The organism is Mucilaginibacter jinjuensis (assembly GCF_028596025.1).
Taxonomy (GTDB): Bacteria; Bacteroidota; Bacteroidia; order Sphingobacteriales; family Sphingobacteriaceae; genus Mucilaginibacter; species Mucilaginibacter jinjuensis.
In genome coordinates, this window is sequence record NZ_CP117167.1 from 3909492 (window position 1) to 3936110 (window position 26619).

At 42.0% G+C, this 26619-nt stretch carries 16 protein-coding genes; 4 read left to right on the top strand and 12 right to left on the bottom strand.

Translation table 11 applies throughout. The features are described from left to right. Entirely contained in the window at window positions 1-519 is a 519-nt protein-coding gene (tssO, locus tag PQO05_RS17185) for a type VI secretion system TssO (protein ID WP_273628661.1), read from the bottom strand. A 214-nt stretch (window positions 520-733) separates the two neighbouring features. Between tssO and PQO05_RS17190 the strand changes: the two genes are divergently transcribed. After that, the gene (locus PQO05_RS17190) at window positions 734-1168 is read left to right on the top strand and encodes a GPW/gp25 family protein (RefSeq protein WP_273628662.1); all 435 of its coding nucleotides are present in this window, start codon (window positions 734-736) and stop codon (window positions 1166-1168) included. 4 nt (window positions 1169-1172) lie between these two features. Further along, window positions 1173-3017, top strand: coding sequence for a hypothetical protein (locus PQO05_RS17195; RefSeq protein WP_273628663.1), 1845 nt, complete (start codon window positions 1173-1175; stop codon window positions 3015-3017). Here PQO05_RS17195 and PQO05_RS17200 read toward each other — a convergent pair. Then, a complete protein-coding gene (locus PQO05_RS17200) occupies window positions 3014-3952 on the bottom strand; it encodes a type VI secretion system baseplate subunit TssG (RefSeq protein ID WP_273628664.1) in 939 nt (312 codons plus the stop codon). The two genes, PQO05_RS17195 and PQO05_RS17200, sit on opposite strands and share 4 nt — an antisense overlap. Window positions 3953-4067: 115 nt before the next feature. Here PQO05_RS17200 and PQO05_RS17205 point away from each other — a divergent pair, with 115 nt between their 5' ends. Beyond that, entirely contained in the window at window positions 4068-4961 is an 894-nt protein-coding gene (locus PQO05_RS17205) for a TssN family type VI secretion system protein (RefSeq protein WP_273628665.1), read from the top strand. 65 nt (window positions 4962-5026) lie between these two features. Beyond that, window positions 5027-6127, top strand: coding sequence for a hypothetical protein (locus PQO05_RS17210; RefSeq protein WP_273628666.1), 1101 nt, complete (start codon window positions 5027-5029; stop codon window positions 6125-6127). A gap of 69 nt (window positions 6128-6196) precedes the next feature. Here the strand turns inward: PQO05_RS17210 and PQO05_RS17215 are convergent, their stop codons facing one another. The 10 genes from PQO05_RS17215 to PQO05_RS17260 all read right to left on the bottom strand — a co-directional run bounded on the left by PQO05_RS17215 (window position 6197) and on the right by PQO05_RS17260 (window position 26614). Continuing rightward, complete coding sequence (locus PQO05_RS17215) at window positions 6197-8284, bottom strand: hypothetical protein (protein WP_273628667.1); 2088 nt, start codon at window positions 8282-8284, stop codon at window positions 6197-6199. Window positions 8285-8292: 8 nt separating this feature from the next. Next, entirely contained in the window at window positions 8293-11124 is a 2832-nt protein-coding gene (locus PQO05_RS17220) for a DUF6603 domain-containing protein (RefSeq protein WP_273628668.1), read from the bottom strand. A 55-nt stretch (window positions 11125-11179) separates the two neighbouring features. Continuing rightward, complete coding sequence (locus tag PQO05_RS17225) at window positions 11180-12235, bottom strand: hypothetical protein (RefSeq protein ID WP_273628669.1); 1056 nt, start codon at window positions 12233-12235, stop codon at window positions 11180-11182. A gap of 24 nt (window positions 12236-12259) precedes the next feature. Next, window positions 12260-14497, bottom strand: coding sequence for a LamG-like jellyroll fold domain-containing protein (locus tag PQO05_RS17230; RefSeq protein WP_273628670.1), 2238 nt, complete (start codon window positions 14495-14497; stop codon window positions 12260-12262). 1 nt (window position 14498) lies between these two features. Then, the gene (locus PQO05_RS17235) at window positions 14499-18698 is read right to left on the bottom strand and encodes a hypothetical protein (protein ID WP_273628671.1); all 4200 of its coding nucleotides are present in this window, start codon (window positions 18696-18698) and stop codon (window positions 14499-14501) included. A 251-nt stretch (window positions 18699-18949) separates the two neighbouring features. After that, on the bottom strand, window positions 18950-20146 hold the full coding sequence (locus PQO05_RS17240; RefSeq protein ID WP_273628672.1) for a glycoside hydrolase family 76 protein: 1197 nt from the start codon (window positions 20144-20146) through the stop codon (window positions 18950-18952). Between the two features lie 20 nt (window positions 20147-20166). Further along, window positions 20167-22527 carry a GH92 family glycosyl hydrolase gene (locus PQO05_RS17245; RefSeq protein ID WP_273628673.1) on the bottom strand — a complete coding sequence of 787 codons (2361 nt, stop codon included), beginning with the start codon at window positions 22525-22527 and terminating at the stop codon, window positions 20167-20169. Between the two features lie 48 nt (window positions 22528-22575). Beyond that, a complete protein-coding gene (locus tag PQO05_RS17250) occupies window positions 22576-23775 on the bottom strand; it encodes a glycoside hydrolase family 76 protein (protein ID WP_273628674.1) in 1200 nt (399 codons plus the stop codon). 47 nt (window positions 23776-23822) lie between these two features. Then, entirely contained in the window at window positions 23823-24950 is a 1128-nt protein-coding gene (locus PQO05_RS17255; RefSeq protein WP_273628675.1) for a SusE domain-containing protein, read from the bottom strand. A gap of 5 nt (window positions 24951-24955) precedes the next feature. After that, window positions 24956-26614 (bottom strand): RagB/SusD family nutrient uptake outer membrane protein, encoded by a 1659-nt coding sequence (locus PQO05_RS17260; protein ID WP_273628676.1) that lies wholly within the window; start codon window positions 26612-26614, stop codon window positions 24956-24958. Window positions 26615-26619 lie beyond the last annotated feature (5 nt).

Consider the following 26619-nt stretch of genomic DNA (forward strand, 5'->3'; position numbering starts at 1 on the left):
TTACCGGCCAAATCGTCCTTTAATTTTGTTAACTGCGGTGGTGTTGGTCTTGTTACACGATTCGAGCTGCGAACGCAGGCTCTCGATCTGGTAGCGGGTTGTAAAAAGCGAATCCTTAACATTTGCTGCGGTAGAAATATTATCACTCAGCTTTTTGTACAGCTCGAAACTTTTTAAAGGCATAGGGTTTTGCTGCAGCTTGGCTTGTATTTTCAGGTTGCTCTCCTGGATATCATTCAGCAATAAATTTTGGTTATTCAGCTCATCGGCATTCATTTTGGTGTACTGCGAAAGCTGCTGCATGCGCTGCAAAATGACATCGAAGTTGTTGTTGATATCGTTACGGATGGATACCAGCCTGTCTGATTCCTTAGCCCTGTCATTAAGCAAAGCCACTTCGCGGGTTGATGTAAGGAAAAAGAAATAAACAGCAACGATGCTGCAGGCTAACAAAACAATAAAGTATAAGATGAACCGGATATAGGCGTTTCGTAGTTCGTTATTATTAACTGGTTTCATTAAAAAATTTATCAGTAAACGGTTTAAGTATTCTCCTGAAAAAAATGTTCAAATATTAAGCATCCGAATGTTCTGACGCCTCAAATCAGCTACCTGTCCTTGTGACGAGACGGATAACTTTTCAACCTGCACGAATGTTTATACAACTATTTAAGAAATGATTTGTTTACAGATTATAAAAATTTAAACTCACAGTTATTTTCAAGTATAAAATATGCCTATACCACTATATAAAAAACCATTTGGAATGGGGCGGCTTTTACAGGGACAAGACCTTGAATCACAGGATATTGGAGCCTCAATTTCGCAATATATCGAGCTCATTATTTTTACCCGTTACGGCGAGCACCGCTATGATCCAAACTTCGGCTGCGAGATCTGGGATCTTGATTTTGAGCTCATTGTAAGTGAGCGGATGTGGGAAGAAAGGCTCCGTCAATCGCTGCTTCGTTCCATTACCAAATACGAGCAGCGTATTTACGACGTACAGATCGATGCGCACATTAAAGAGGTTAACAAATTTTATCCTTTACGTAATGTGAGCGAGATTAAGAAGAAGGTAGAAATTGTAATAAACGGCAAAATGCACCAAACCGGCGAAAACTATACGTTTACAACATCGTTATTTCTAAGCCCATTATCGGCCTAAACTTATGAGCAACATTTTTTTTAATACCAAAGAAGATATCAGGACACGTATGATGCGCAATGCCATGGATTACTGGGGCACGGCAAACGTAAATGATATTGACCCCATGGCAAAGCTGCTGATAGAAGCGCTAAGCACCGAACTTTTTAACGTATCAAACGATGTTAAGAACCTGGAGAACCGGGTACTGAGTAAAATTTCAAGGATCCTGGCTTCAGATTATTTGACCTCTGCCCTGCCTGCTCATGCCGTTTTAAAGGCACAACCAGTAGAGGCTAAGGAGGTAATCAATATCAACAATCACTTCTTTTATAAAACCCAGGCGACAAAAGATACCGCGCAAACCAAGGATGCAGATATATTTTTCTCTCCCGTTGGTGATGTTAACCTGTTTAATGCCAATATCCGTTACACCGCCAATGGCCGCAATTTGTATGAGCATGACGAGAATATGCGCAAAAACACCTTGCTAACCTCGGCATCCGGCTTTGGTATCGAGCCTAATACCTTGTGGCTGGGCATTGAGGCGGTACCCGGATTAATCAACCTGCAAAACCTCGCCTTGTTTTTTGAATGGCCTGATTATACCGCTAACGATGATTTCTACAAGCTACTTTCGGTAGTAAAATGCTATGCGGGTGATTATGAACTGGAAACCCAACCCGGCCTTATTTACCGGGAAGAGCAGGAAGCCAAAAACCGCCCTGTATTTTATGAGCAGGATGTAATAAACCTCATTACACGTGATATTAAAGAATATTATACCAATAGATTTATATCACTGACAGATATTCGCTTAACCGATACAAGCAACTATACGTCGGCTTTCCCTGAGGCTTTTACCAATGGATTTAATACAAGCGAACTTAGCAGGTTAAAATCTTGCGTCTGGATTAAGCTGGTGTTCCCGGCTGTAATTACGCCGCATGTGATTGATGAATTGCAGATCTCGGTCAATTGCCTCCCGGTTGTTAACCGAAGGCGACATGAGCAGAAATACAGGCTTAGGGAAATGAATAACATTATACCGATAAAGGTGGGTGTTAACGACCATTTTCTATCAGTAAAAGAGCTATACGACGACCGTAATGTGCATTATAGCGAAATCCCGTACACACAGGCTAACCAAAGTTTTGAGGGCAGCTACTCCATTAGAAATGGCGGTGCCGAACGTTTTGATTCGCGCAATGCGCAGCAACTGATCGAATATTTATTTGAATTATTAAGGGATGAAAAAGCGGCTTTTGCAAGCTACGGTACCGATTTTCTGAACAACATACTGAAAACACTGGAGCAGAACCTAGCCCTGATAGAAAAGAAATCGCGCCTGGCCGAAAACGGTTCTGAACTGCTCAATTACCTCATTGTAAAGCCAGGTGAAAAAGCCAGCATGATTTATTTGCAATATTGGACCACCCTGGCCGATGCCGCTAATAACATACGCCGGGGAACACGTTTGCAGCAATTTGAAATGTTAAAGATTAAACCTGATAGCCTGCGCCTGATGACCGGCACTATTGGTGGCCGCGACAGATTAGGCGCTACCGACCGTATACAAGCCTACAAATATGGCCTCACCACCAAAGACCGTATTGTTACGCAGGCAGACCTGGTTAGCTTTTGCTATTACGAGTTGGGCAATAAAATTACCGACGTAAAAATTGGCAAAGGCCTCGAAGTATCGAGCAACCCCAAAGAAGGCTTTAAGAAAACTGTCGACATATTTTTAAAGCCTGCAGGTAATGCCAAGTTATCTGCTGATGATTGGGACACTTTGCTCAGCCTGTTACAATCCAAATTAAGCAGCCGCAGCGTAATTAATTCAAACTATAGGTTGTTCGTAAATTAATTACCCAGAAAAGTAGTGAAACCGAGGCACGCATTTTCCTCGCCGAATCCTAATACCAGTTTCTGATATTCGGGTTCGGCTATAAATTTGGTAATGATGCCGGTTTGCAGTGGTATAAAGTAGGATAGTAAAACATCGAGTGCCTCGGCAGACCTTGTACCCGGTAAAAAGGTAAGCATCTGTTTGGCACTAAGCGGGCCGATGGTAATAGTCAGTTCTTCTTCGGGCTCATTAACCAGCCCTGCTATAAAGTTTACACCCAATACGCCAGATCCTAATTTGGTTTCTAAAGCTTTGGCTGATGCTGGCAGCGGCTTACTGTCATTAAATTGATATTGCAGGCTGATGTTGGCATTAAACATAATGCTCAATACATTACTAATAAAGGGCAGGTTGTTACGCTGCTCATGTATTACCGGCAATACGTGCATTAATATTACCATTTGCTGATTGGTAAAACATTTAAACTCGCGCCATTCTTTTAGGAAAATATTGACCAGCTCGTCGTATTCGCTCTTTTTATCAAGGCGGCTTTCGTAAAGTTCAACAATGGTACGGATGTGATATAGCTCGGCTTCAAAAGGGGCAAAAAAGGCGCGGGCCTGTTTTTCTTCTTCACGGCGGGCAACAACATCTTTAACCATCTCCTCCTCGGTAATCATTACGCTCGAAGATGGCGGCAAGTGGAACAAACCCTCGGGCAGCATATCATATAAACCCTCCCGGTTAATATTGACAGACAGCATTTTACGGTTACGGTAAACCGATTCGTAATTGGTTACACTGGCTATTTCTTTAGCATAAGCGCGTTGTTTGGCACCTACAGGTAAAATAATTACCTCATCGGCATTAACAACACCTCGTTCTATCAACTCAGCAGCAAGTGTTACCGCTTTAAAATCTGTATCTAACTGGTTTGGTTGTTTTACAATCATTTTACCTGATTTTGCAGTGTTTTATAAAACAATAACCACAATTATTGGTAATTGATTAGACAAAGTTCAGATTTAATTATTTGGACTTTTTTAGCCATCTACACCTATAACTTTTATGGACGTTAAATCCTTCTTTATCCGTTACCTGCTGTTCCCGGTAATCGTTGTTATCACCACGGCGATAATGACCATTATCAATAAAAAGAACAAACTTCTTAACAACAAAAAACTTATTATTATTATCCTGGTCACAAGCATCATTTTGGGCCTGCCCGGATTACTTGGATTCTTAGATCTGCAATTTATGCCTTGGGGATACCTCATTTGCCAGCTTTATTACCTGGCCATAGGTATACTGTTTGTATGGCTGGCAGGCATTTATTACGAAACAGAGCTATTAGAACGCAAAGGCTTTTTCTTTGTGTGCTGCCTCATTACCTGCTTGTTGGGCGTATTTCTGTTTAAGCTTGGGTTCGACTGGCTTAACGACCTGAAATATGGCTTATGGGCATCATCATCAGTCTTTGTGTTCCTGGTACCCGTTGTTTTCTGGTGGGCCTATATAGCTTTCTTAAACATCCCGCTCGAAATCTACAAAGTTTGGCAATACCCGGTGTACCCGGTCGACATCAGCATGGAGCATCTTGACTTTAACCGCCTGTTGGTGTTAGAAGTAAACCTGTATAAACATACCGATGATGCCGAACCGTTGAAAGTAAAAGCCAAAGCCCCGCGTAACATGAACTTTGGTTTATGGTTCCAGAAGTTTATTGATGATTATAATTTGAAGTTTCCCGATTCGCCGATACAATATCAAAATGCCGGTAAGGATACTTATAAATGGATCTTCTACATCAAGCCTTCTTTCTTTAAACAAAGGCAATTTATAGACCCGGACCTGGACATTGAACAGAACAATATAACCGAAAGCTTTGCCATTTTTGCCAAAAGAGTTTCGGAGGTGGCCAATGCACCCGTGCGAAAAGGCGATGAAGCCGTTTATTTATAAACCTAACAAAATAGCAAAACATGTATTTACCAATAAAATATAGATCTGTTAACTGGGTGGATGGAATGAAAATTTCAAGCGGCCATTTTGTACAAACAGATAACTTTATCCAGGATATGGTTAGGGATAGCAATGCCATAACCCTCAACAATAACAATTTTGGCCTGCTCCCCCCTTTCACCGGCGAAAACACATCGCTGGATATCCAGATAACCGAACGGGCATCTAATCAAATCCAGGTTAAAATCAAACAGTGTAACGCTATTACTGCCGAAGGTTACCGCATTCGTATTTCGCCAACGGCATTGGGCGAAGAACTGGTTTTTAACCATTACTTTACGCAGGAACAGTTAACAGATGCCGTTGAAACCTATTATATCATTTTAACGGTTAACCCACACGAGCGCATAGCAACCGGGAAAGCCGACGCCGAAGAAACACCTTTACGTTACCCCGAAGTGGATAGCTTTTATGGCATTACCATACTACCGGCATCACAGATCAGTGCAAAAAATAACCATTACCTGGAAGTTGGAAAACTAACCCGCAGCAGCGCAGGCATACAATTAATAACAGATTATATACCGCCCTGCACTGCCATTTTAAGCCATAGCGATTTAATTAAATATTACGAATCATTCAGCAGTTTGCTTAATGATTTTCAGCTTTTGTCTTTTAGGATTATCGATAAAATAACTTCAAAGGATACCATCTCTCCTATCGGCAAAAACGTAAAGATGTTATGCGACAAAATGCTGGACTATATTGCCCATATTTACTTCTCGTATCGTAACATAGCCTTTCAGCAAACGCCATTAGTACTGGTAGGTTATTTTTCTGAGATGGCACATATCTTTTTCAGTTCGATAAAAAGCATAGCCGGTGCAGAACGTGAAGAACTGCTCAAATACTTTTACGAATGGAAAGATGTTACCCCCGGAAACTTTGAGGAGCTGTTAGCCCGCCTGATAGAAGTGGTATATAATCATCATGATATTAAATCTTCGATGACCGTGGTTGATGAGTTTTTAAGGGTGATAATTGCCTTATGGAACAAACTAAGCACACTTGAATACATCGGCCAACGTAAAGAAAACATTGTAGTAGCCGAGCAGCAAATGGTACAAACCGTGCAGGCTAAACGTACCTGGACATTGTTGGATTAACATCCGGTTTGCTTTTAAATTATTACTTATAAGGGGATAAAAAAGGCCTTCAAATGAAGGCCTTTTTTATTATTGAATATCGAATATCACTTTATCCTGTTTATACAATAATGCCAACGCCAGTTCAACCGATGTGCGTTTTTTACTTTCAATAGATAGCTTTTCAATATCAACACAATTTAATTCGTTTACACGGGCCACTGTTTCCTGTTTTGAATCGGCATTAATAAGTACTATCTGGTTGTTTGAACGCCGCTCAAATCCAAAATGTGATGTCCCTTGCGGTAAATAAAAAACTAAATGGTCAAAGGCATTGGCAAACAAGCATAGCATTACCTCATCTGAAAGATAAACCTTATGAAATAAGGCTACACCCAACTTACCCAGATAAGCCTCTACCTGCAATCCCGGCCAGCCGGCAACAACTTCAGACTTAATCAGTACTCCATGTATAGCCTGCTTTTGGCCTACTGGAGTAAGCGGCATACTTTTATTACTATCGGCTATAATTTTGTCGATAATCTCATTCGTTTTTTTCATGGCGATGCTTTCGCCTAAGCTCAAAGCACCGTACATCAAGGCCTTAAGCCACAGGTCATCTACTTTAAAAAAACGCAATGACTCTTCAGGTAAAAGACGCTCATCAGCAATGAGATAGTTATAAGGAATATTTCTGAGTTTCAGACATTCGGCCAGGAACCCGGCTACAGGTTCGGGAAAAGCCTCAGTTTCTGTTTTAGACATAAAGCTGCTGAGATGCGGAAAATCCAGGCGTTGCTGTTCTAACCTAAGTTGCTGCGTATATTCCAGTTTCCACCGTTGTAACTGCTGAATTAACTTAGGTTCGTTAATAAACAATAGGCGGCCAAGCTCCCAGGCAGCCGAATATGTTAAATCCAATAAACCTGTGCTCGTATTAAATTGCATTAACTCATCTGCATGCTGCTGAGTTGTCTCTTTATCAAAAGGCGGAAATTTAGCATCGAAGGGAATAAGTGGCCCGCGATACCAGGAAACTGTATTACCCCCGGCCCGCAAATTGTGCGGCAAAGCAACTGAGCCCAGTTGTAAATATTTATTGATCTCGCGGGTCTCTGTTTTATCTTCAAAAAAGGGCAAATGAAACGCTCCCACGTTTAGGTTCTCTAACAATGACCGCGAAGTAGCTGCCTCAAATGTACAGGCCGAAAGTATTAATTCTTTTCGCCTGTCATCGGCTGCTTTTGGTAATATTCCATTATTGATAAGGTAATCCAAAAACTCTTGCCGGCCCCTTATCAGTGGCACTTTCTTATCCGTCGCTGTTATTTTATATAACTTGGTTACTACGCCATTCCATTTATCACCCGGGTATTGCTGGTTTAATTGCAGAATACGAGATATAGCTGCGGTATCTATCTTATATAATTGGTCTGCAATGCTTGTAAAGTTCCACTTATACAATACAGCCAATTGTATAAATCCGTCTTTATCGGTTTTGTAATCAAATTCATCATTGCGGTACCTGTTTTCCAGGGAGACCAGCAATGCTGTATATTTTTTCCCTGGCACAGGCATGCGGTTTGCTACAACAACAGCCCGCTCCGAAGGGATATGTGCCATGCTTAGCGGATCCTTATTTTTCACCGTTCTGACATGAGTAAGCAGCCTAAGATCGGATAGTGATGGAAGCAATTTCTTTAAAAAAACAGGTTTAGAGAGAAATAAAGGTAATTGCGTATTATCCGTATCAATTTCCAGCTCCTTTTTATATTGATGAAGGTTAATATAATCGCTTATCTTAGTGCCTCCCAACCAGGCATTTAGCCCATCTAACTCATCATCAGCAACAATTAATAAAGCTAGCCAGGGTGTACGCTCTTTATCGTTGCTCAACGAAGCACTTCTTTCCCAAGGTAAAGTACTTCTCATAAGCTCAATATGTGGTAATACTGCGTTATATAATCCTTCATTATCTTTAGGCGGGAAGGCCGAATACACGAGGTGTGGCGGTATGTTAAAACGTTCGCCGGCTACATATATACGTTGGCTATCTGCCTGAAATACGCTTTGCGCAGCATAATCCGATATAACCTCCAGCTTTTGCTCAACAAGATACTCTCCTGCCTCGAGTGCCGGGTAATGATATGCCTGAAAGCTTGTTGTTAATGAATTCACAGTTTCAATTATTTGTCGACAAGGTGCGTTGCTATAAATGGTTCGGTATAAGAGTATACCGGTATATCCCCTGCTATATCCGATATATCTATTTCATCAACATTAATATTGGGTATAAGTAATGTAACAGCTGCTGCGCGCGTTCTTGCAGCGTCGGCATAGTTCTGATGTGATGTTTTCATGTCTATATTTTCGGCATCAATTTCAAGAACTCCCTTTACAGAATGATAATTCTTTTTATGGATAAGCTCACGATAGTTGAGGCTATTGTCCGAAAGTTCGTCAGATTGCCCGCCAGTTACTTCTACCGGCCTGATCTCAATACCTGTTAAGGCATCCCTGAGCAGGCTGTTATTGGCATCAGGTGGCTGCTTTGAATCCGGCTGGCGGCTGCCCCAAATTGCCATCGGAAGGTTTTTAGTTAACTGTTTATAGCTAAACCGTTCTCCCTGTTTATCAAAATTTACAATTTGCTTTCGGCCTGCTTCTATCTTGTAAATCGATACCGAATGCCTGGCATTAAATTCGGCGCGGTTCATAGGGGCAATACCCGGGCGGCCAATATTTGCAGTGGTTAGCTTTTGATCACCGAAAAAGGCAAATGTTGCGGGTATGGCAGAGTCTGTTACCAGCACCAGTTCTTTAGGGTTGATAATAAGGTATTCAATCTCATTTTCCTGGCCTTGTGGCGTAATTTTAACCTTATCAATAAGGCCGCCGGCTACATTAATAACACAAGGCTTTTGCGGGATAAAGTCGTCTTTAAACTGGTTCCAGGTTAGTGGTGGTGCAAACCTTGGTGCATTGGCCCCAAAACTTACCTCAAAGGTTTTAATACCGGCATCCAGGTGTGCTTTGCCAGAGAAATCCGGGCCCCAAACCGCTACTGAGGCATGCAGGTTGAAATCAAAATCTTTGCTAAAGAAACCTTTGCCGATGGTAAACTTCACATAAACATCTACCGAAACAATTGCTTCATAATAAAACGGTTTCCATAAGATAATCAAATCTGCCCTAAGGCTGATACATGCGTATAACATGCCGCTATTGCAAATTACCGACACTGCCAGACCGGCCATAATAGCCTGGGGTGTTATGGCAAAATACAGCTCGCCGGATATAATTACAGCATCGCCAAGCACCGCCCTTATACCTACACGTGGTATATTGGAAGGAAAGTGGGGAGGCACTTTATATTTAGGATGATAACCGCCTGCTGTGATCACAAAATCTCCGCTGTAGATCCCGGAGAACCAGAAACCTGCGGCAAAACCTCCGGTAAGCGCCACATCAGGAAATAGCAGGTACGACCGGTTGGTAAACTGGCCCCTGGCCATAAAGATGCCTTTTGCCGGTGCAAACTGTACAGAAAATGCCAGTTCAAGATAAACAGAAGGCAAGGTAAGGGTACTGATCCCTAACAGATTAATCTCGAATTCATTACCGAACTTTACAACGGCGATGGCAACCGTGCGTATAATTTTAAAGGTTTCGAACCGAAGCCCTGCAATAATAAAATACGACCCTATATTAGGCGGAATGGATTCGCTCAGGATTTTGAGCATATCCAGCACACTGTCTTTTTTGCTTTTTTCGGCCGACTGTGTTGCCGGTTTATTTTCTACACACAACCTTACCAATGGAAAACTACCTATCTTACTAATATCGGGCAATATAAAATCGCGGTTAAGGCCAAAGCCAAAAGCTAAACCCGTTACAAAAAAGAACGCAGGGCCACCAAGCGGTATACCAATAAATGCAAATATGAACAGCGAGCTCTGATCGCCACGTTTGGAATAAGCACCTACGGCCGCAAACTGAAACTGATTAAACCCAACACTGATCAATCCCAGGTAATCATCACCGGCATCATCTTTTACCCTTAAAAATGCCCCGGTAATAGAGAGTGGGGGCTTTTGTATATCAAGACTAAGGCCTTCGAGGTCGAAATTCAGCCTTTTGATATCAAAGTTGCTGAATATATCCAGCGGTGCCGAGAGCTGCAAGCCTAATACTTCTAACTCAAATATGCTTACGCTAACCTTACCCGATATTTTGACACCAATTTGCCCACCTGTATACAGTAACTCCAGTTTTTTAACCTCTAAAAACTGACGATTGCCCGCCGGTTGCGTTTTAACCGGTTGAACGCCTGCTGTAGTTGCAGGTAAAGTATCAGGAGCAGGTGATGTTTCGGGTTGCGATTGACTATCAACAATAACATCAAGCGGGTAAGATAAAGGCATTTTGAATGCGCCAAGCTGGGCATGTGCAAAAATGTTTACACCCGGTTTCAGCAATGCGCGCTTATCCGGATACCGCGACAGTAATTTTGGCGGGCTTACAAACTTGTATAAGTTGTTATTGCCTGCATTATCGCTACTTTTATAGTAAACAACCTGCAAATCATCTATACCATCATCTCTGCTAAGGTATTCACCTACAAGTGGTAGTGCAGAAAAAGCAATTGCACCTTGCATGTGCATGCTCACCAGCAGCTCCTTATCTTGTTTAAATAGCAGGAAAGTTAATAATTTACCCCCTACCGATATTGCGGCCCCGATAGAGTAATACAGAAGCCCGGTTTTTTGTGAGAACCGGACTTCTACAAGCATTTGCCGAAGATCTATTTTATCAATTACATATAACCAATCTTTGGGTACAACCTCACTAAAGTGCTTTTTCAGTTCTCCGCCTTTTTCAGACAAATCTGCCTTACAGGATAGTGTGCACACATCCCCGGCATATTGCCCGCTTAAAGTAACGGGCACACCGAACACTTCCATTTGCATGGTTGCAGTAAGAACCAGTTTTGTTTTGGAAGGTTGAGACTCACTCATGGCTAATACAATTGACCTTTTTGCGCATGCCTATATACATGTGCAATACTGATAATTATGCAATACTTAGTGTTGGAGTTTCGTCTGTGATCTCAACCGCAAAATTGATTTCTTTGATAACAACTCCCGGAAATAATTCTAAACCCGTTTCTTGTACTTTCTTTGCAGTCTCCAGCGCTTTTTTCATATTATCATCACTTGTAAGCTTAGGGTAATCTTTTTTTCTTTCTGTTATGTCACTTTTCTGCTCGTTACCTAACACATCATTACAATATTCAAGTTTTTTATCGTCTGTGCTCAAGTCAATATCGTTGGTCTTTAAACTTACCGCCAGCTGAAAATTTTTGTTGCGTAAATTATAGTTTAGTTTAGAAACTTCGACTGTTACACCCATTAATGTTGATTCTGGTTTATCTTCAAAAATTTGCGCTGGTAAATTCTTTCCCATTTCGGATTTACGAATACTCGCATATTTTATTTTGAATGATTTACTTTCGGTCATGCCCACGCTTTGTTTACGTGTAGAGTAGGTGACATCTACATCACCACCAAAAATCTGGCCTTTTCCGTTAATCATAAATTCGGTATGCAACTCAGTGCCCCAATCGCTAAAAGTGCCATCTGCTTTTTTTCGACGAGCCTGAATGAGGTAATTTTTCGTGCACTTACTAACTGTGATTTTCAAGCCTCCCGTATCTAAAAAATAGTATAATAAATCGTTATCACCTTTTTCTATTAAGAATTCTTCATTTTTAGGATCATTACCTTTAAGCTCTATTAAGCTGAAAGTTTTAAGTTGGTTATTAGTAAATAAGGCCTTGTTAAAGTGCTGAAATTCATATTCAATTGAATTGTTAGCATCGGTTGGCATATCGAATGATATTACAACGCCTTTAAAGTTTTCAGTGTCTTTCGCTTTTTCATAGCCTGTACCAGATTCTTTTGCCTTTAGGTAATGAATAACCTTAATGTTTATTGGCTTGTAAGGATCTTCGGGTTTCGCTTTTAATACCGGGGCTTTTTCTGTTTCTTTTGTTACCGGTAAAGCTTCGGCTGTTGTGGTTGCCAATGCCGGTTTAGTTGTGGTTGTTGGGTTTGGTTGATCTGCCATTTTTTTAGATTTTTAAGATTTAAATCAATATTTAATAATATAAGTTAGTGCGTAGTATGGTGGTAAATTGTTGTGGGAGCCGCCGCCGCCGGCCCTATTGATCCTTACATTGTGTGAGTGATGCTGGATGATTGCATTTTTAAGTAAAACCCCTTCTTTTGCAGCCCTGTCTAACACTGTTATACCACCGCTGGAAACGTAATTATTATATGAGCCCTCTGGCATTAATACCAGGTTACCAGAGTTGCCGTTAAAAATATTCGCAGAATCTTCCTTTACATCATGCGAATGATCAGGCATTTCATTTTCTCCCAATGTAACCCGCTCTTCCCCTTTTGCAACACGAAGTTTATATTCGGGCCTGCTATTATCCACCCCTACTATAAATCTTGCTCTCAGATCCGGGGTGCGGCCTTCGTTTCCAAGAACATTTTTAAGCGCGCTGTATTTAGAGTCATTAAGAATCGGCTGTCCGTCACAAAGCAACCATCCTGCTGGCGCATTATTGCCGCCGTAAGCGATAATTGCACCTATAGGCATCAGGTAACCGGTTTGATCCATTACCCGGCCATCTACGTAAAGGGAAACATCGGTATTTTGCTCTGCCTGCTTTATCCCGGCTCTTGCATCATGATCTACCTGCTTACTCAGGTTAACACTTACGGTTAAATAGCCATCAGCATAACCCGGTATGTTTTGATAATCGATATACAGGGTTACAATACCACCATAAGCGCGCTCAAGTTGAAAATTAGATATTTCGATAACGAGGCTGCCGTTTTCATCAAGCTTAGTGTACTCCTGGTTACATTCAAAAGGCTGCTTCCAGTTTCCAAGTTGCGCAACAGTTCTTGGTGAAAATTTATTTTTTTCAAACACGGCATTAGGGACTCCTTTGGCCGGTTCTTTCAGCGAGACAATGAACTTTGACACCCTGTTGTTACCTGCGGGAGTAAAATTAATTGCCTTGCCGGTTATGTTTGTAATAGAAATCTTGAACTCTCCAGCTTCACTCTTCAGTATTTCGGCTGCACCTTTTATCCCGGCATCGAAGGGTTGTAATATTTTACCTCCGTAGCTAATAATATCGAGGTGCCTTGTCAGCGATCCACTAAGAATATCGGCAGAATCTTTATACTTGATGTTGTTATATTTAATTTCAACAACGGTATTACGCGCACCCGTAGCCGCAGCTGCCTGTACATTGCTAAGTAATATATTAAGCAAGCCCGAAAACACATCGATCCCGCTACAGGTAAAGGAGATCCAATCTTCCAAAAATTCGGTATCGCTGCCTACCAGGTAAGTCCAGTTATCACCCAGTTTAGAATGATTACTTAATTCGATTATCGTTTTATTATCAAGTACCTGCTTTTTAAACCTTAACTGAAAGTGATAGTTTGATACTGATATTTGGGGTATATTTTCAAACCGCATATGAGTACCCGATACGTTTATAATCCCCAGCTTTAGCTCGTGGGCAGTAGTGCCATCACCAATATATAAAACCGGTAACTCATTTCCGTTGTCAACTGTGTTAAGCGTAAAATCAATCGGGTAAGTACTTTTGAAAGTAGCATTTGCGTTTTTTCCTTTGTCAAAGCTTAAATCAATATCAGCTTCAGAAAGTACATCGTTGTACAACTTAAACTGGCATAGCTTTCCGTTAAAAAAGTATGCATCATAATCGCTGGCTCCAATTACCAAACTGCTTTTATGTAACTGCTGAACGTTCCAATTAGGCAATTCCATAATTGGCTCTAATTGTTTGTTATCTACATAGCATTTCACATATTTATTAGCCCCGGCAACCAGTGCAACATGCACCCACCTATCAGCTATAATCTCTGTACTAAACAAGTCTTCGTTTCCACGTATTGCGCATACCTTAAGCCACATTTTTTCCTCATCACTCTCCAGGTCAATATAAAACGTATCACCTGTATCGCCCGGCAACGAAATATCTAAACTCAACAACCGTTGAGAGCTATTCTTTAAGACATTGGCGTTAAACCATAATTCGGCCGAGAAACCGGTAGCGGACGCCAGCGTAAATTCTTGCTTTTCAGTAGCCTCTGCGCCTTTAAAAGCTATAGATGTACCCATAAAATAATCATAGTACACCTGTGGTTCGCCCAGCATAGAGATTTTCCTTAACGGCGAGTTTGGAAACTCTGCAAGGTTTACAATCGTTTTATCCCGAAGTTCATCCATCGGGATATTGAAAACCGGTTTACGAATGACATTATTGTTCTCGTTCATATCATCTTGTTGATTTAATTGCCAGCCAACCTTCTGTAATACATTGCTGCACTACTTTAGTGGCCTTGCCATCAAAAGGGGTTATACCTTTAATAAGTGCGGGAAGCAAGGGTTCTAATAGCTTTGCCAGTTGGTACATTTGTAATGTATTTTCGTTTGTCACCGTTGGCCCGCCCGATTCAAGTTGTTCTTTTATTTCGTTTAGTTTGTCTGGTTTAAAAAAGAAAAAACCTTCTTTTCCATAAACCCTTGCCTTTTCTATAAACTTAAATTCAAGCATCCCTTTCCAAGCATCAGTTGCCAGCATTATACCAGCTTCGGCTATACTGCTGTAGTAATCATTCCAGCTTTTTATAAAATGATCCATTTGGATATGCGGGCGCTGCAAGGTTCGTTTAAATACAGGCGGGTTACTTGCAGAACATGCTTCTTTCTTCTTTTTTTCGGCTTTAAGCCAACTCCATTCAAAGCGGCTATCCTGATGTAGTGAAAGTTGCAATTGATTTGCCGGCGTAATAACAGGAGCAGCTAAAAATGCAAGCTCAATACTTCGTAATGCCCGTTTAAAGCTCTCTTCGGGTAATTGTAATTTCTTTACAGGTAAAATACCTGTAGATAAATGTACCATACCTTTTGGATGCATCAACATGGTAAATAGCTGTGCCGGATCATCTATTGTACATGTCATGTTATCATTATCCAATGATCGCTTTATGTCTTTATGGTCTTTGTCTTTTAACTGTATCCATTGGGCATCTATCAAAATGTCCCAATATTTAGCGCCGTTTTTAACATAGCGCCTTGTAAATTCGTGCTTACAAAGGCTATTATTTTCATTAAGCTCGAAAAGCAGGTCGATAAATTTCTTCCTTTTATTGTACCTGTATTCTATTTCGTCTTCTAATCCTGATGGTAGTAATATTTCGTCTTCCGATGTGGTTAAAACCGGTTTTGGTAAAGTAAGCCGGGCATTCATCGCATTATTAAAATATACAGGGCCATCTATCTTTTCCCCATCGTTCTTCCAATAAGCCACAACGCCATCGTTCAGTTGATGAAAATCGCCTAACACATACGGAAACTCTATTTCTGTAAATCCTTTTGAATGGCGGCCTGTTTTATGTGCAAGTTCTGAGCGATAGGTATTCCAGCTCACATCAAAAGAAGCTTTTCCCTTTAGATATAAATTAAGGTTGATCTGGGTGATTGCAATTGGCGTACCGGCAATAATTTCGAAAAGTGAGTGATTATTTGCCGATTCGGGGAGAATGTTATTTGTAGTTTCACGAAAAATACGGATAAAGGTTTCATGAAACTTCGCATCTGATGATCTTGACCTTATCCATTCTATTACTTTCCGCAATGGTATATTGGAAACAAAATTCAGATTTTTTGATTGCGCAATCTCATGATCGAATACTGAATTTTCCCACTGTCCTTTGTGCGTAATAGCCCCCAGGTGCTTACCGGCAGCATCAAAAAACTCGATACGCTGATTCATGTAAACCGGCAGCATCCAACCGCAAACAGGCGATTCAATAACCTGGGAATTTGAATCTTTATCAACAATTTTAGTACGCGATTCAACCCAACGCATACTCATGGTAGCCGGTTGGCTAAGCCGTGGCGGTAAATTTACCCAGCTCTCCTTCTGGGCTATCTTGTTTGGTGTGGGCGTAATTAAACGTGTGGGAACTACATCGCGCGACCGGCCAAAAATATCAATTAACCGGATAGCGGCTATTTTTACAGCACCGCTCCTTATCGGATTGAAGGCAAACCTGGGGTCGGGGCTCCGGCCTTCTCCCCCAACAAGTAAATTGCCTACCTGCCCGGCAAAATTTTGATGTGTATTAAAGCCGAAAGGGTCTGCAGGGGCAAGTCTTGATATGTTTTTTTGCTGTAACATTGCCGCATTAAAACCGGTAAGGTTAAGCCCCAGCAAAGTAATTTCTTTTAAGGTATCCAGGTATTTTTTGGCACGCTTTACGCCTGATACATTATCGGTATTATCGTTGGTTTTAAACCCCTCCAACCTGTTAATGTACCCCTGCCTGATTGTATCTGTTACAAACGAAGAACCGGTGTAAACAGAACCAGTGGCCAGCAAACTTAAACCACTTAGCGACTGGTGAACACCCAAATCCACATCATCTTCCGGTAAGGTATAGTTTTGCGTAATAAAACCTGTATCAAACTTGCGGGTGCTTTTAGTAATTTCATTACCCGTAGCTAATGGAAATAATTCTACCTTCCACTCTACCCTAAAGGTATGCCAGGCATTTACCGGACTGCCCGACTCCCCAAAAAATGTTGTTTGCTTAGGGCGGATATTTTTCAGGAACTTCATTACATGTGCAAGCGAAAAAGCACTACCATGCTGCAGCATCTGGTCACTTAAAATTTTCTGATCATCTACAACTAAAAAAGCTATTTCTTCGTCTTTTAAAAAGCGATCAGAAAACTTAAGTAATTCGTTTGCTTGTTTATTGCTGCCATCGGTAAACAGCACAAGTGTTGGCGGCAAAGCCTCCCAGTATTGTGTGCCTGCTTCCTGTATCAGTTTATAATTTTTGCGTGGATATTTTTCGTGAAGTTTTTTATTGAGCTTTTCGAGCTCATTATCTATCTGGCTGATTAGCATAGCCACTTTATTGCCCACGCCCGAAGTATTTTCAGTTATGTTGCCCCTCTTGTTTAAATCAGGATATATGCCTAAATCTTGTTTTAGTTTTTCAGCATTTTTGAGCGAACCATTGGCGATATGAAACCGGATCTCATCTGCATCCGGATAATCCCTTGTTTGCCCTTCGGGCGGATACATCGACATCATGTACCTGCTCCAATCTATGTATAAGGCATCAAGCGCCGAACTCAGTTCGTGTTTTGTTAAGTCGTAATTGTACTGCGCATTACGCAAAGATTTCTCTAAGGATGTAAGTTTGGATGTTAGCTGCAAGATGGGGCTATCTACGTCATCATCATCGTCCGGGTTCTCCTCCGTGTTACCAGGTGTTGCCTTACCACGGGTATCCTCCAAAATTATACTCCAGTTAAATAAGCCATCACGCGGAATAAAACCATTCTGATGCCGGGTTTCCCGCAAACGATGCGCCAGGTCCAGCCGTAAATCATTTATATCATCAAAGTTAAGTATTGCTTCCAGCCTTTCCTCTTCCACAAGTTGCCCGGCAAGTGACAGATCCTCGTGTTTCGAATCAATAATAATTGCAGAAATAGCCTCGGCAGGCGTAGTGGCAACTGATACTTGTATGTTATCCGCAGCAGGAAAGGCATCGGTACAATTATGCATCTCAATAAAGCCATAGCACATTGTGTTTGTAATATCAGATAGTCCGGCTTCATTAATGGGGGTTAAATCTGCGTTTAAAACAGACGCGTTTACCCGTTCTGTAAAGAGTTTAAGCCTGTTTTCGGCAGCGGTTTCATTTATATTTACGTCTTTTTTCCATTCGCTTAATAAATTACGGATAAAATCGTGTTGTGCAGCATCCGACTCTTTATCATACCAGCCTAAAACTGTATAGCGAAATGTTTGGTTAGGGTCTGCATTATCCGTATCGGCATCATGCATCCCAAAAACGCTTCGGCTGTTGGCATAAAACGTATCAAAAGCGAGTGAGCCCCAGCCGGTGGCGGTAAGGTGCTCTTTGTGTGTATTGCGCCAGTAGCGTTTAGCCTCGTATGAAGCATTAAGCCACTCTTCTAAACTGTATTTTCTTCCGAGATACGCGTATGGCTGTTCTGCACCTTTTAAATCGAGATTGGTGTTTAACGGGCCTGTGCAAAGTTTATTTATAGGACAGGTGTAATCATCGGGAGCCCATATATAATCGCTTTCAACGATCCACTCTTCCCGAATACCATTCTTTTCTTTAAGAATATACCATCGATTAGGTGCGGCCGGAAAAACTGTTTTCCCTTCTATTTGTCTACCGCTGGTTACCAGGCCCGGCAAAGCCCAGTGTAAATGAACCCCCTTTTCGAGGTAAAGACTATCATTTGCGAAAGGCTGCCTGATGATACTTTCGGCCAGAAAAGGCCTGTCCTGATTAATAAATATTTCCTTAGAATTATTATAATAAGGGAGCTCTTTAAAATCTATATCCTGCCCGATACAACTACTGCCCTGATTGAGCAAAAGTGCATCGACCTGAATCGGTATTATCAGATAGGACATAGGTTAATCAGGTTGATAATTATGGGCTAAAAATAATTTTTACCGCCAATAGTTACAACTCCCGGGTGTAAAATTAGTATTTCTGTTTTGTAAAAATTGTGATTGGAAAAATTCTAAAACGTTTAAATTTATGAAGGTTTAAATATTTTGGTTGATGGGTTTTTCCCTGGTCTTCAACCTATAAAAGATCGAAATAATAAACTCTTGAACCACCTTTTACAGCATAATCTTTTTTGTTCCTGATCAACAATCTATTTACCTTCTTTTTGTGCCAACACCCCCAGTCTTGCGTACAATTCCGCAATACAGGCTTCATCTAATAACCATTTGGGTTTACCCAGTTCGTCAGGTCTTGAAGTCCAGCTGTGGGTAACAAAACCATACTTGTCTCTTGAATTTTGCCAGGCGTAATTAAGGTTTTGTTCTATGGACGAGATATAACTATAGTTGCCGTCCTCTTTATATAAAGCCTCATATCCTCTAAATAATACAGTGACAAACCAGGGTAAATCAATCTGCATACTAAGATGGCTGTCATGTTTAGCTTCATTAAAATGCTTGTAAGTGCTTTGAGCAACAGCTTGAGCTTGTTTTAGATATTGTTTATCACCGGTAAAACGGTAAAGCAGTACGCCGGCTTCAAGCATAGAGCCCGAGTTATAAGTCCAAAAAGTTCTGTTTACAGATCCGTCGGGCTTTTTATCATTTACATAAACACCGCTGCTATCGCGCAGGTTTTTGTACATCCAGCTATAAAACTTTTTGCCCCAATCCAGGTAATATGGATCTTTTGTGCCTTGGTAAAGCTTCAAGGCAACCAAGGTGGCCATACCGTTAGAGCAGGCTGGCTTTTGGTCGTTATGGCCTTCTAACCAGGTTATCCCTCCGCCCAGATCATCGCTCCATCCACTAATAATAAATTTAAAAACTCCTTTTGCCCGTTCCAGGTAAACCGGATTTTTGGTATTGAAGTATGACTCCATGTAGTCAATCCCAACCAGGCCGTTATCATCATAGTAACGGTCGGCTTTTTCAAACATTACCGGGTAGGCCTGATAACCCGGAGGCTGCCGCGAAACATCATGGTACTTTTCCATACCGGCAACAATAGTGTCTAACCTCATCCGGTATGCACTTCGAAATGCAGGTACTTTAATTAATACATTAGTAGCTGAAAACATGCCCGAATAAGGCCATAAAAAACTTACCTCCTTTTCTTTCACGCTGCTACCCTGAAGATAGTTCAGCGAATCTGCCTTACCCGACGAAGGAAAGTTTTCGGCAAATAAACCATATTGTGGTTTACGGTAATGTTTCCAGATCAGGTTATACATCGCTTGCGCCCGGCCGAGGTATACATCGGCTTTTTTATTTTGTGCCGATACGCTGACACCAGCCATTAGCAAGAGGGTAGCGGCCAGCAATTTTATTTTATAAGATTTTAACATAGGGAGTTTATTTATATTGGTTATTGTACAGATGGTGGAATCACTTTAGTACCCCAGTTTACATTCGGTTTACTACCCATTGTAAATACCATCTTACCACCTTTCATCAGTTCGTCGCGGTATAGCCAGCTATTATTTAGTGGCTTGCCATTAAAGCTTACCGACTGGATGTAGAGGTTCTTTTTTGAATTGTTTTTTGTCTCAATCACCAGTGTTTTATGATTGCCTAACGCCACGGTGGCTTTATTAAATACCGGGCTGCTTAGTTCTACAATGGGTTTGGCATCGGTAAAACCTTTTACATCAAAAATCCCTAATGCTGCCATCACATACCATGAGCCTAGCTGCCCCTGATCTTCATCCTGACCGTAGCCATAGCCATGTATAGGTTCAACACCATAAAATTCATCACAAATTAAGCGGGTCCATTTTTGGGTGAGCCAGGGGCTGCCAGAAAAATTAAATAACCAACTGATGTGCAAACTCGGCTCGTTACCATGGTTGTAGATGGAGGTAATGCCAGCAAAAGCGTTAATGGTTTTACCACCACCAAAACCATCTTTTTCAGACTTCTCGAAAATATCATTCAGCGTGGTGTTGAAATTCTTTTTACCAATAGCTGCGATCAATCCGGCAGGGTTTTGCGGAACGTAATAAGTATACTGCATGGCATTGCCTTCCTGGTATCCTCTCCACGGTGCAAAAGGATCAAACTTAGTAATAAAACTACCATCAGCTTTTTTAGGCTGGAGTAATTTATTCTCCGGGTTAAATAGATACCTCCAACCGTTTGAAAGTTTGATCATTTGATTATAATCGGCGGTTTTACCCATTGATTTCGCCATTTGAGCCGCCGCATAAGTACTGAAACTATACTCGAGCGTATGTGACGCCGAAAAATTAGAACCTGTAGAATCAGTCACGAAATTACGGCCGTCGCCTTCCAGAAAGGGCACGTACCCATAATCAATAAATGCCTTGGTATCCATTTTTCCAGACCCCACCGGCCTGTTTTTATAACCCAGTTCATTCTTTTTTACCGCCTCATAAGCCAGGTTAACATCATAATTTCTGATACCCAACTGGTAAGCAGCTGCAATTGTTAAACCTACCATGTTGGTACCCACGCCCGATATGTATTCGCTATTGGCAATGCCATCGCCAAACCAGCCTTTGTCCTTATAAAGCTGCAACTGGGTGTGTACAAAATCTTCATAAGCCTCCGGATACGAAAGTGCCCACAGCTGGGTTAAATCCCAATATCCGCCCCATATAGCATCGGTATTAATAAAATTGGCGAGGGGCTTACCATGTGCGTTGAGCGGTAGGTGGCCAATTAAACCGGCATGTTTAGGATAATCGCCATTTACATCACTGGCTACTCCCCTGCCTAGCAAAGCATGAAATAAACCGGTGTAAAATTTGGTCTTTGCTTCTGTATTATTCCCTTCTACATAGAGCTTACTGAGCTCATGCTGCCAGGTTTGCTGTGCGTTGGCTTTCGCCTGATCAAATGTTAATTTACCGGCTTCGGCCTGTAAATTTGCTTTCGCATTAGCGACTGATGTATAAGATAAGCCTACTTTAATTTCTACCGACTCGTTGGCTTTTGTTTGATAATCCAGATACAAACCGGCACCTTTTCCTTTTGCCGATGAGGATGCCTGATCAACCCCTGCCGCTGTAAATGAGCCCACATGTAAAGGCTTTTTGCTGATCTCGCCATAGATGTACATATTTACTGTACCGCTTGCATCATAATTAGCCACATATTTGGGATAGGTATTTACAAAACCCTCAAAGTGGGTAGCATCAACCATGTGAACCCCTGCATCGGTAACCGCACCGCTTTCGCCCTGCGTACTGCCAATATCTAATATAATATGTGCCTGCTCGCTTGCAGGGAAAGTATATCGGTGGAAACCTACCCTTTTTGTGGCAGTCAGCTCTGCGGTGATGTGATAATCATCCAGCAGCACTTTATAATAACCGGGTTGGGCAATCTCGTTCTTACGGTCAAAGTGCGAACGGTAGCCGCTGTTGGCCACATCCAGATCGCCGGGTTTTACTTTCAGCTCGCCGATTGTGGGCATAAAGCTTACGCCGCCTACCTGCCATTCATGGAAATGCACAAAACCTTCGATAGAGTTTTGGCGGGTATCATAACCTACAGCTTCCCAGCCTTGTGCGTTACCATAATGGCCATTGGTTGATGGTGCAAGTTTAGCCATACCATCGGGTACGGCAGCCGGGGTATAAAAAAACCATCGGCTATGTGCAGTACCAATGTTTGGGTTTACGTATTGAAGTACATCTTGCGCTTGCGATGCTAATGGCAGCAGTGCCAGCAGACAAACAAGCGATTTAAAATTTATTTTCATGTTAGATGATATTTGCATGCTTTTCTACAAAGCAGATCAGCAAGTATATTATTTGTATTTTGATAACAAGGTTTGCACCCTTTGCATCCAGGCTTGGTCTACCCCTTCCATATTGGTATAGCGGCCTGCGCCATCCAAACCGGCATATTGGTAATAACCGCTAGCAGGGCTTTTCATCACCACGTTAATCTGGTCGATATTTGCTTTCGCATAAGTAAGCCAACTGCTGTTATGATCAGCCTCGTATAACTTAATCATAGCCTGCGAAGCCCAAACGCAATAGCATGGGTTAATCCTGATGTCTGTTGTATTGAATATAAAAACGTTATGATTGGCATCCCAAAGTGTCTTAATCATGGCATTGCCTAATGCCTGTGCTTTGGTTAAATAGGTATCGTCATTCATGGCCTGCACGTATAATAACTCGGCTTCAAGCATAATGGCATTATCGTAAGTAAACTTGGCAAGGTCTTTAGTCCCGTTCTTTTCAATCTGCCAGATGTAAAGCCCGGTAGCGCTGTCATACATCTGGCTGTTTAACCAGTTGTTTACAGATACGGCCCAGTCATGATAAACAGATTGCCCGGTAATTTTATATAAGCGTAAAAACAGCTGTAAAGCAAGCGCATTTGATTGCGTTGGTTTAACTGTTTTATCAGTCGCCCACCAAAAACCGCCACCAAAAGTTGTATCCCATTGGCCACTATTCATTAACCAGTTGGCACATGCTTTTGCTGCATTTAAATAGTTGGTTTGTGTGGTACCTGTAGTTACATCGTACGCTTCGAGGTAGGCCATGCCCGTTAGCGAATCATCATCTACATATTTGGTACCGCTCCCACCCGAACCGTCGAGGTTGGCAAAAGCAAAGTAACCGCCATTTACATCGTTCTTGTCAATAAGATTATTTAACCAGGCGAAAGTTTTGTTCATGCCGGTTGTGTAAGTGGCATCGCCCAAACCTACCATGGCTGCATCAGCATAAAGCTGACTGGCATTATACCATTCGAACGCGCTGTTAACATTGGTAGTTGTATTTACCCGGTAACTGCCATAGGCAGTCAGATAATTCGCCGTCACAAAATCATGCGTTGCCTTGGCATTAGTTAAATAAGTTGACACGGTAGTTACCGGAGGCGTACTTCCACCACCTGTTGGAGGAGCAGGGCTGGGTGTATCTTTCGATTTACTACAGGAGGCAATTAAAACTACCAATATCGCAACGCCACCGTATAATAAGTTTTTCATGAGTATGTTATATTAAAGTGCACCTGCAATGTAGGTGCACTTGTGCGTTAATTAAATGCAGTAGCCGTATGCGTGTATGGGCCACCAGCCTGGAAATACACATCCACTTTTACATTATGGGTATCTGCGGCTGGTGGAAACTTATAGGTGTTATTCCATTGATCGTTGGTTACCGGGAGCAGGTAAAAATAATCAGCCGGTTTACCCGCAGGCGGGTCGTTATTTACATTCTCGCTGCCATAATACTCTAAACCTTTAGCGGTATGCAGGATAAATTTATATCGATCATCACGACCCCATGAAAATTGGTAAAACGTAACCGGGATCTTCGCTGCTTCCCAGGTGCCGTTCCCGATATAACTTAGCTGCCCGGTTTCTGTAGCGTAGGCAGATACATATAAACCCAGCGATTGAATGCCCACAATGCTTGATGTAGCCACGCTAAAATCATAACTTAAACGATAAGGTTGTGTGGCAGCGGTAACTGTGGTTGTTGAGTTACCTTGCTGTATAATACCATTGGCATCCAGGTAGTATTTGGTGCCGCTGGCGCTCTGCTTATCGGTTAATTGATAGGTACCGGGTTTTAAAGAGGTATAAAGTTCAAATACACCATCGCTGGTTTGTTTAAGGGCGATGGCCTTGGTTACATCATCGCCGGCTTCTGTAGCCGTCCCTGTGATATACAGTGCGGTAGGCAGAACTGCAAAACCGGCAGGACGGGTGATCTGCAAAGTATGGCTTGCTGAACCAGCCACCACATTAGTTGCTTTAGAAGCCAGCACAGTCCATTTTATTTTACCGGTACTTGAAGACTGGATACCTGCTAGCGAGGCAATCTTATTCAAATCCTTCTGTGTAACAGTAGCCTGTGCCTGTACACCTCCCCCATCAGAAAGCGCCTTATAAACCGGCTTGCTAAAATCGCCATCAGCCTTATCAAAAGCTACCTCATACAATACCATATCACCATCTGCGGCTTGGGTAGCATTCCAGGTAAATACCATACTGGCCCCTGTTGCCGGTTGTAAGCTAATGCTGGCCTGATCTGCCGGGGCACCTAATACGCTTACGGGGTGTACATTCAGGTCTAAGGTTCTTTCATCCTTTTTGCAGGATGTAAAAGCCGTTATGGCTGCAATAACCATAAAGCTCAAATTAATTAATCTTCTCATCTCGTTTAATTTAATTGGTTATTGCTTAGTAGCCCGGGGTTCTGTTTCAGGTTAGGATCTTTATTTACTTCATTAAGCGGAATCGGCCACAGATAATTTTTAGCCGGATCGAACTGGCGTTTTTGCACCCTCAGGTAACCATTATCAATAGTAGGATCGCCAAATTTGGCGCCATGCACGTAACCGTTTAATACGGTTTCAGACAGTTTCCACCTACGGATATCTTCTGTCCTGATGCCTTCCATAGCTAACTCTGTACGGCGCTCCCTTCTGATAATGGTGGTCATGTCACCAGCAGTAGGGAAATTTAATGCATTAGGGTCTGTAAAGCCGGCACGCTGGCGCAATACCATAATAGTTTTACTCCAGGTGCTTGCATCCATTTGCCCCAGGCTGTTTTTAGCTTCTGCATAATCCAATAAAACTTCGGCCCAACGGATGAGGTGCAGGTTTAGGCCCGATACAAACTGAGGCAGGTGGTTAGGGTCAAAATACTTGCGCCAGTAATAACCTGTTGCAGAAACCTGGCCATTAGGGCTATACTCATTTAAGGCACTGCGGTTAGGGTCTGATCCTGGTTTAATGTAGATGACCTGCGTTGTGCCATCTGCATTTTTAAAATTGGCTTTATCATAAACAATGGTTGCAGTAAGCCTTGGATCACGGTTAGTGTACGGGTTTGATTCGTCGTAACCAGAGCCTGCATCAGTTATCCCCTTGCCATTATTCATAATATAATCATTCACCAACTCTTGAGTTGGTGCCAGGTTATTGGTGCGTGAACCTGCCGAGATCGGATAAAAATCGAACCCATCTGCCCAAGTGCGGCCAGCCACGCCAGATACATACTGAAGTGAAAGCATCGACTCAGAATTGGTTTTGTTTACCGCAGGGTCACTAAATAAGCTACCATAATCACTCGCTAACGCGTACTGGCCGTAAGTAGACGGATTGTTTAATAATTTTTCGCAAATAGTTACCACGTCCTGCATGCGGTTACCTTCGTACAATAGCACACGGGCTTCCAAAGCAAGGGCTGCACCATTGGTAATGCGGCCATTATCCGCAGCGGCATATTTATCTTTTGATGGTAATGCGGCAGCGGCAGCTTCCAATTCACTGGTAATAAAACTCAGCACAGCTGCCCTTGGGGTCCTGGCAATAACCTTAGCTTCATCCGGTGTTATGTCTGCTGATAACAAAGGCACATCGCCCCACCATTTCATCAGGTTAAAATGATGCCATGCACGTACAAAGCGAACTTCGCCTTTCATGCGGGCAATTACGTCGGCACCTAAAGTTTTATTTTGGTCGATACCAGCCAGGAACAGATTACAAGCTTTAATACCCTGGTAATAAAAAGACCAGTCATTAATAAATTTAGGCAGCGATGAAGTAAAAGTACCTGCACCAACCTGGTCTACGTTACCGTAAGATGAGCCTTGAGCAGTGTAAGCGTTATCAGACATCGCATCGTTATAAAAATACAGGTCGCTGTTATACATGCCGCTGTAAATGTTATTCAGTGCATTATTTACATTTTCGCTTGTGGTGTAAAAGTTCTGATCAGTAAAGTTGTTGGTTGGCACCAGATCCAGTTTTTTACAACTGCCGGCAGTAACTACCAGTAGTGTTATAATGAATATTTTGATATAATTTTTCATGAGAA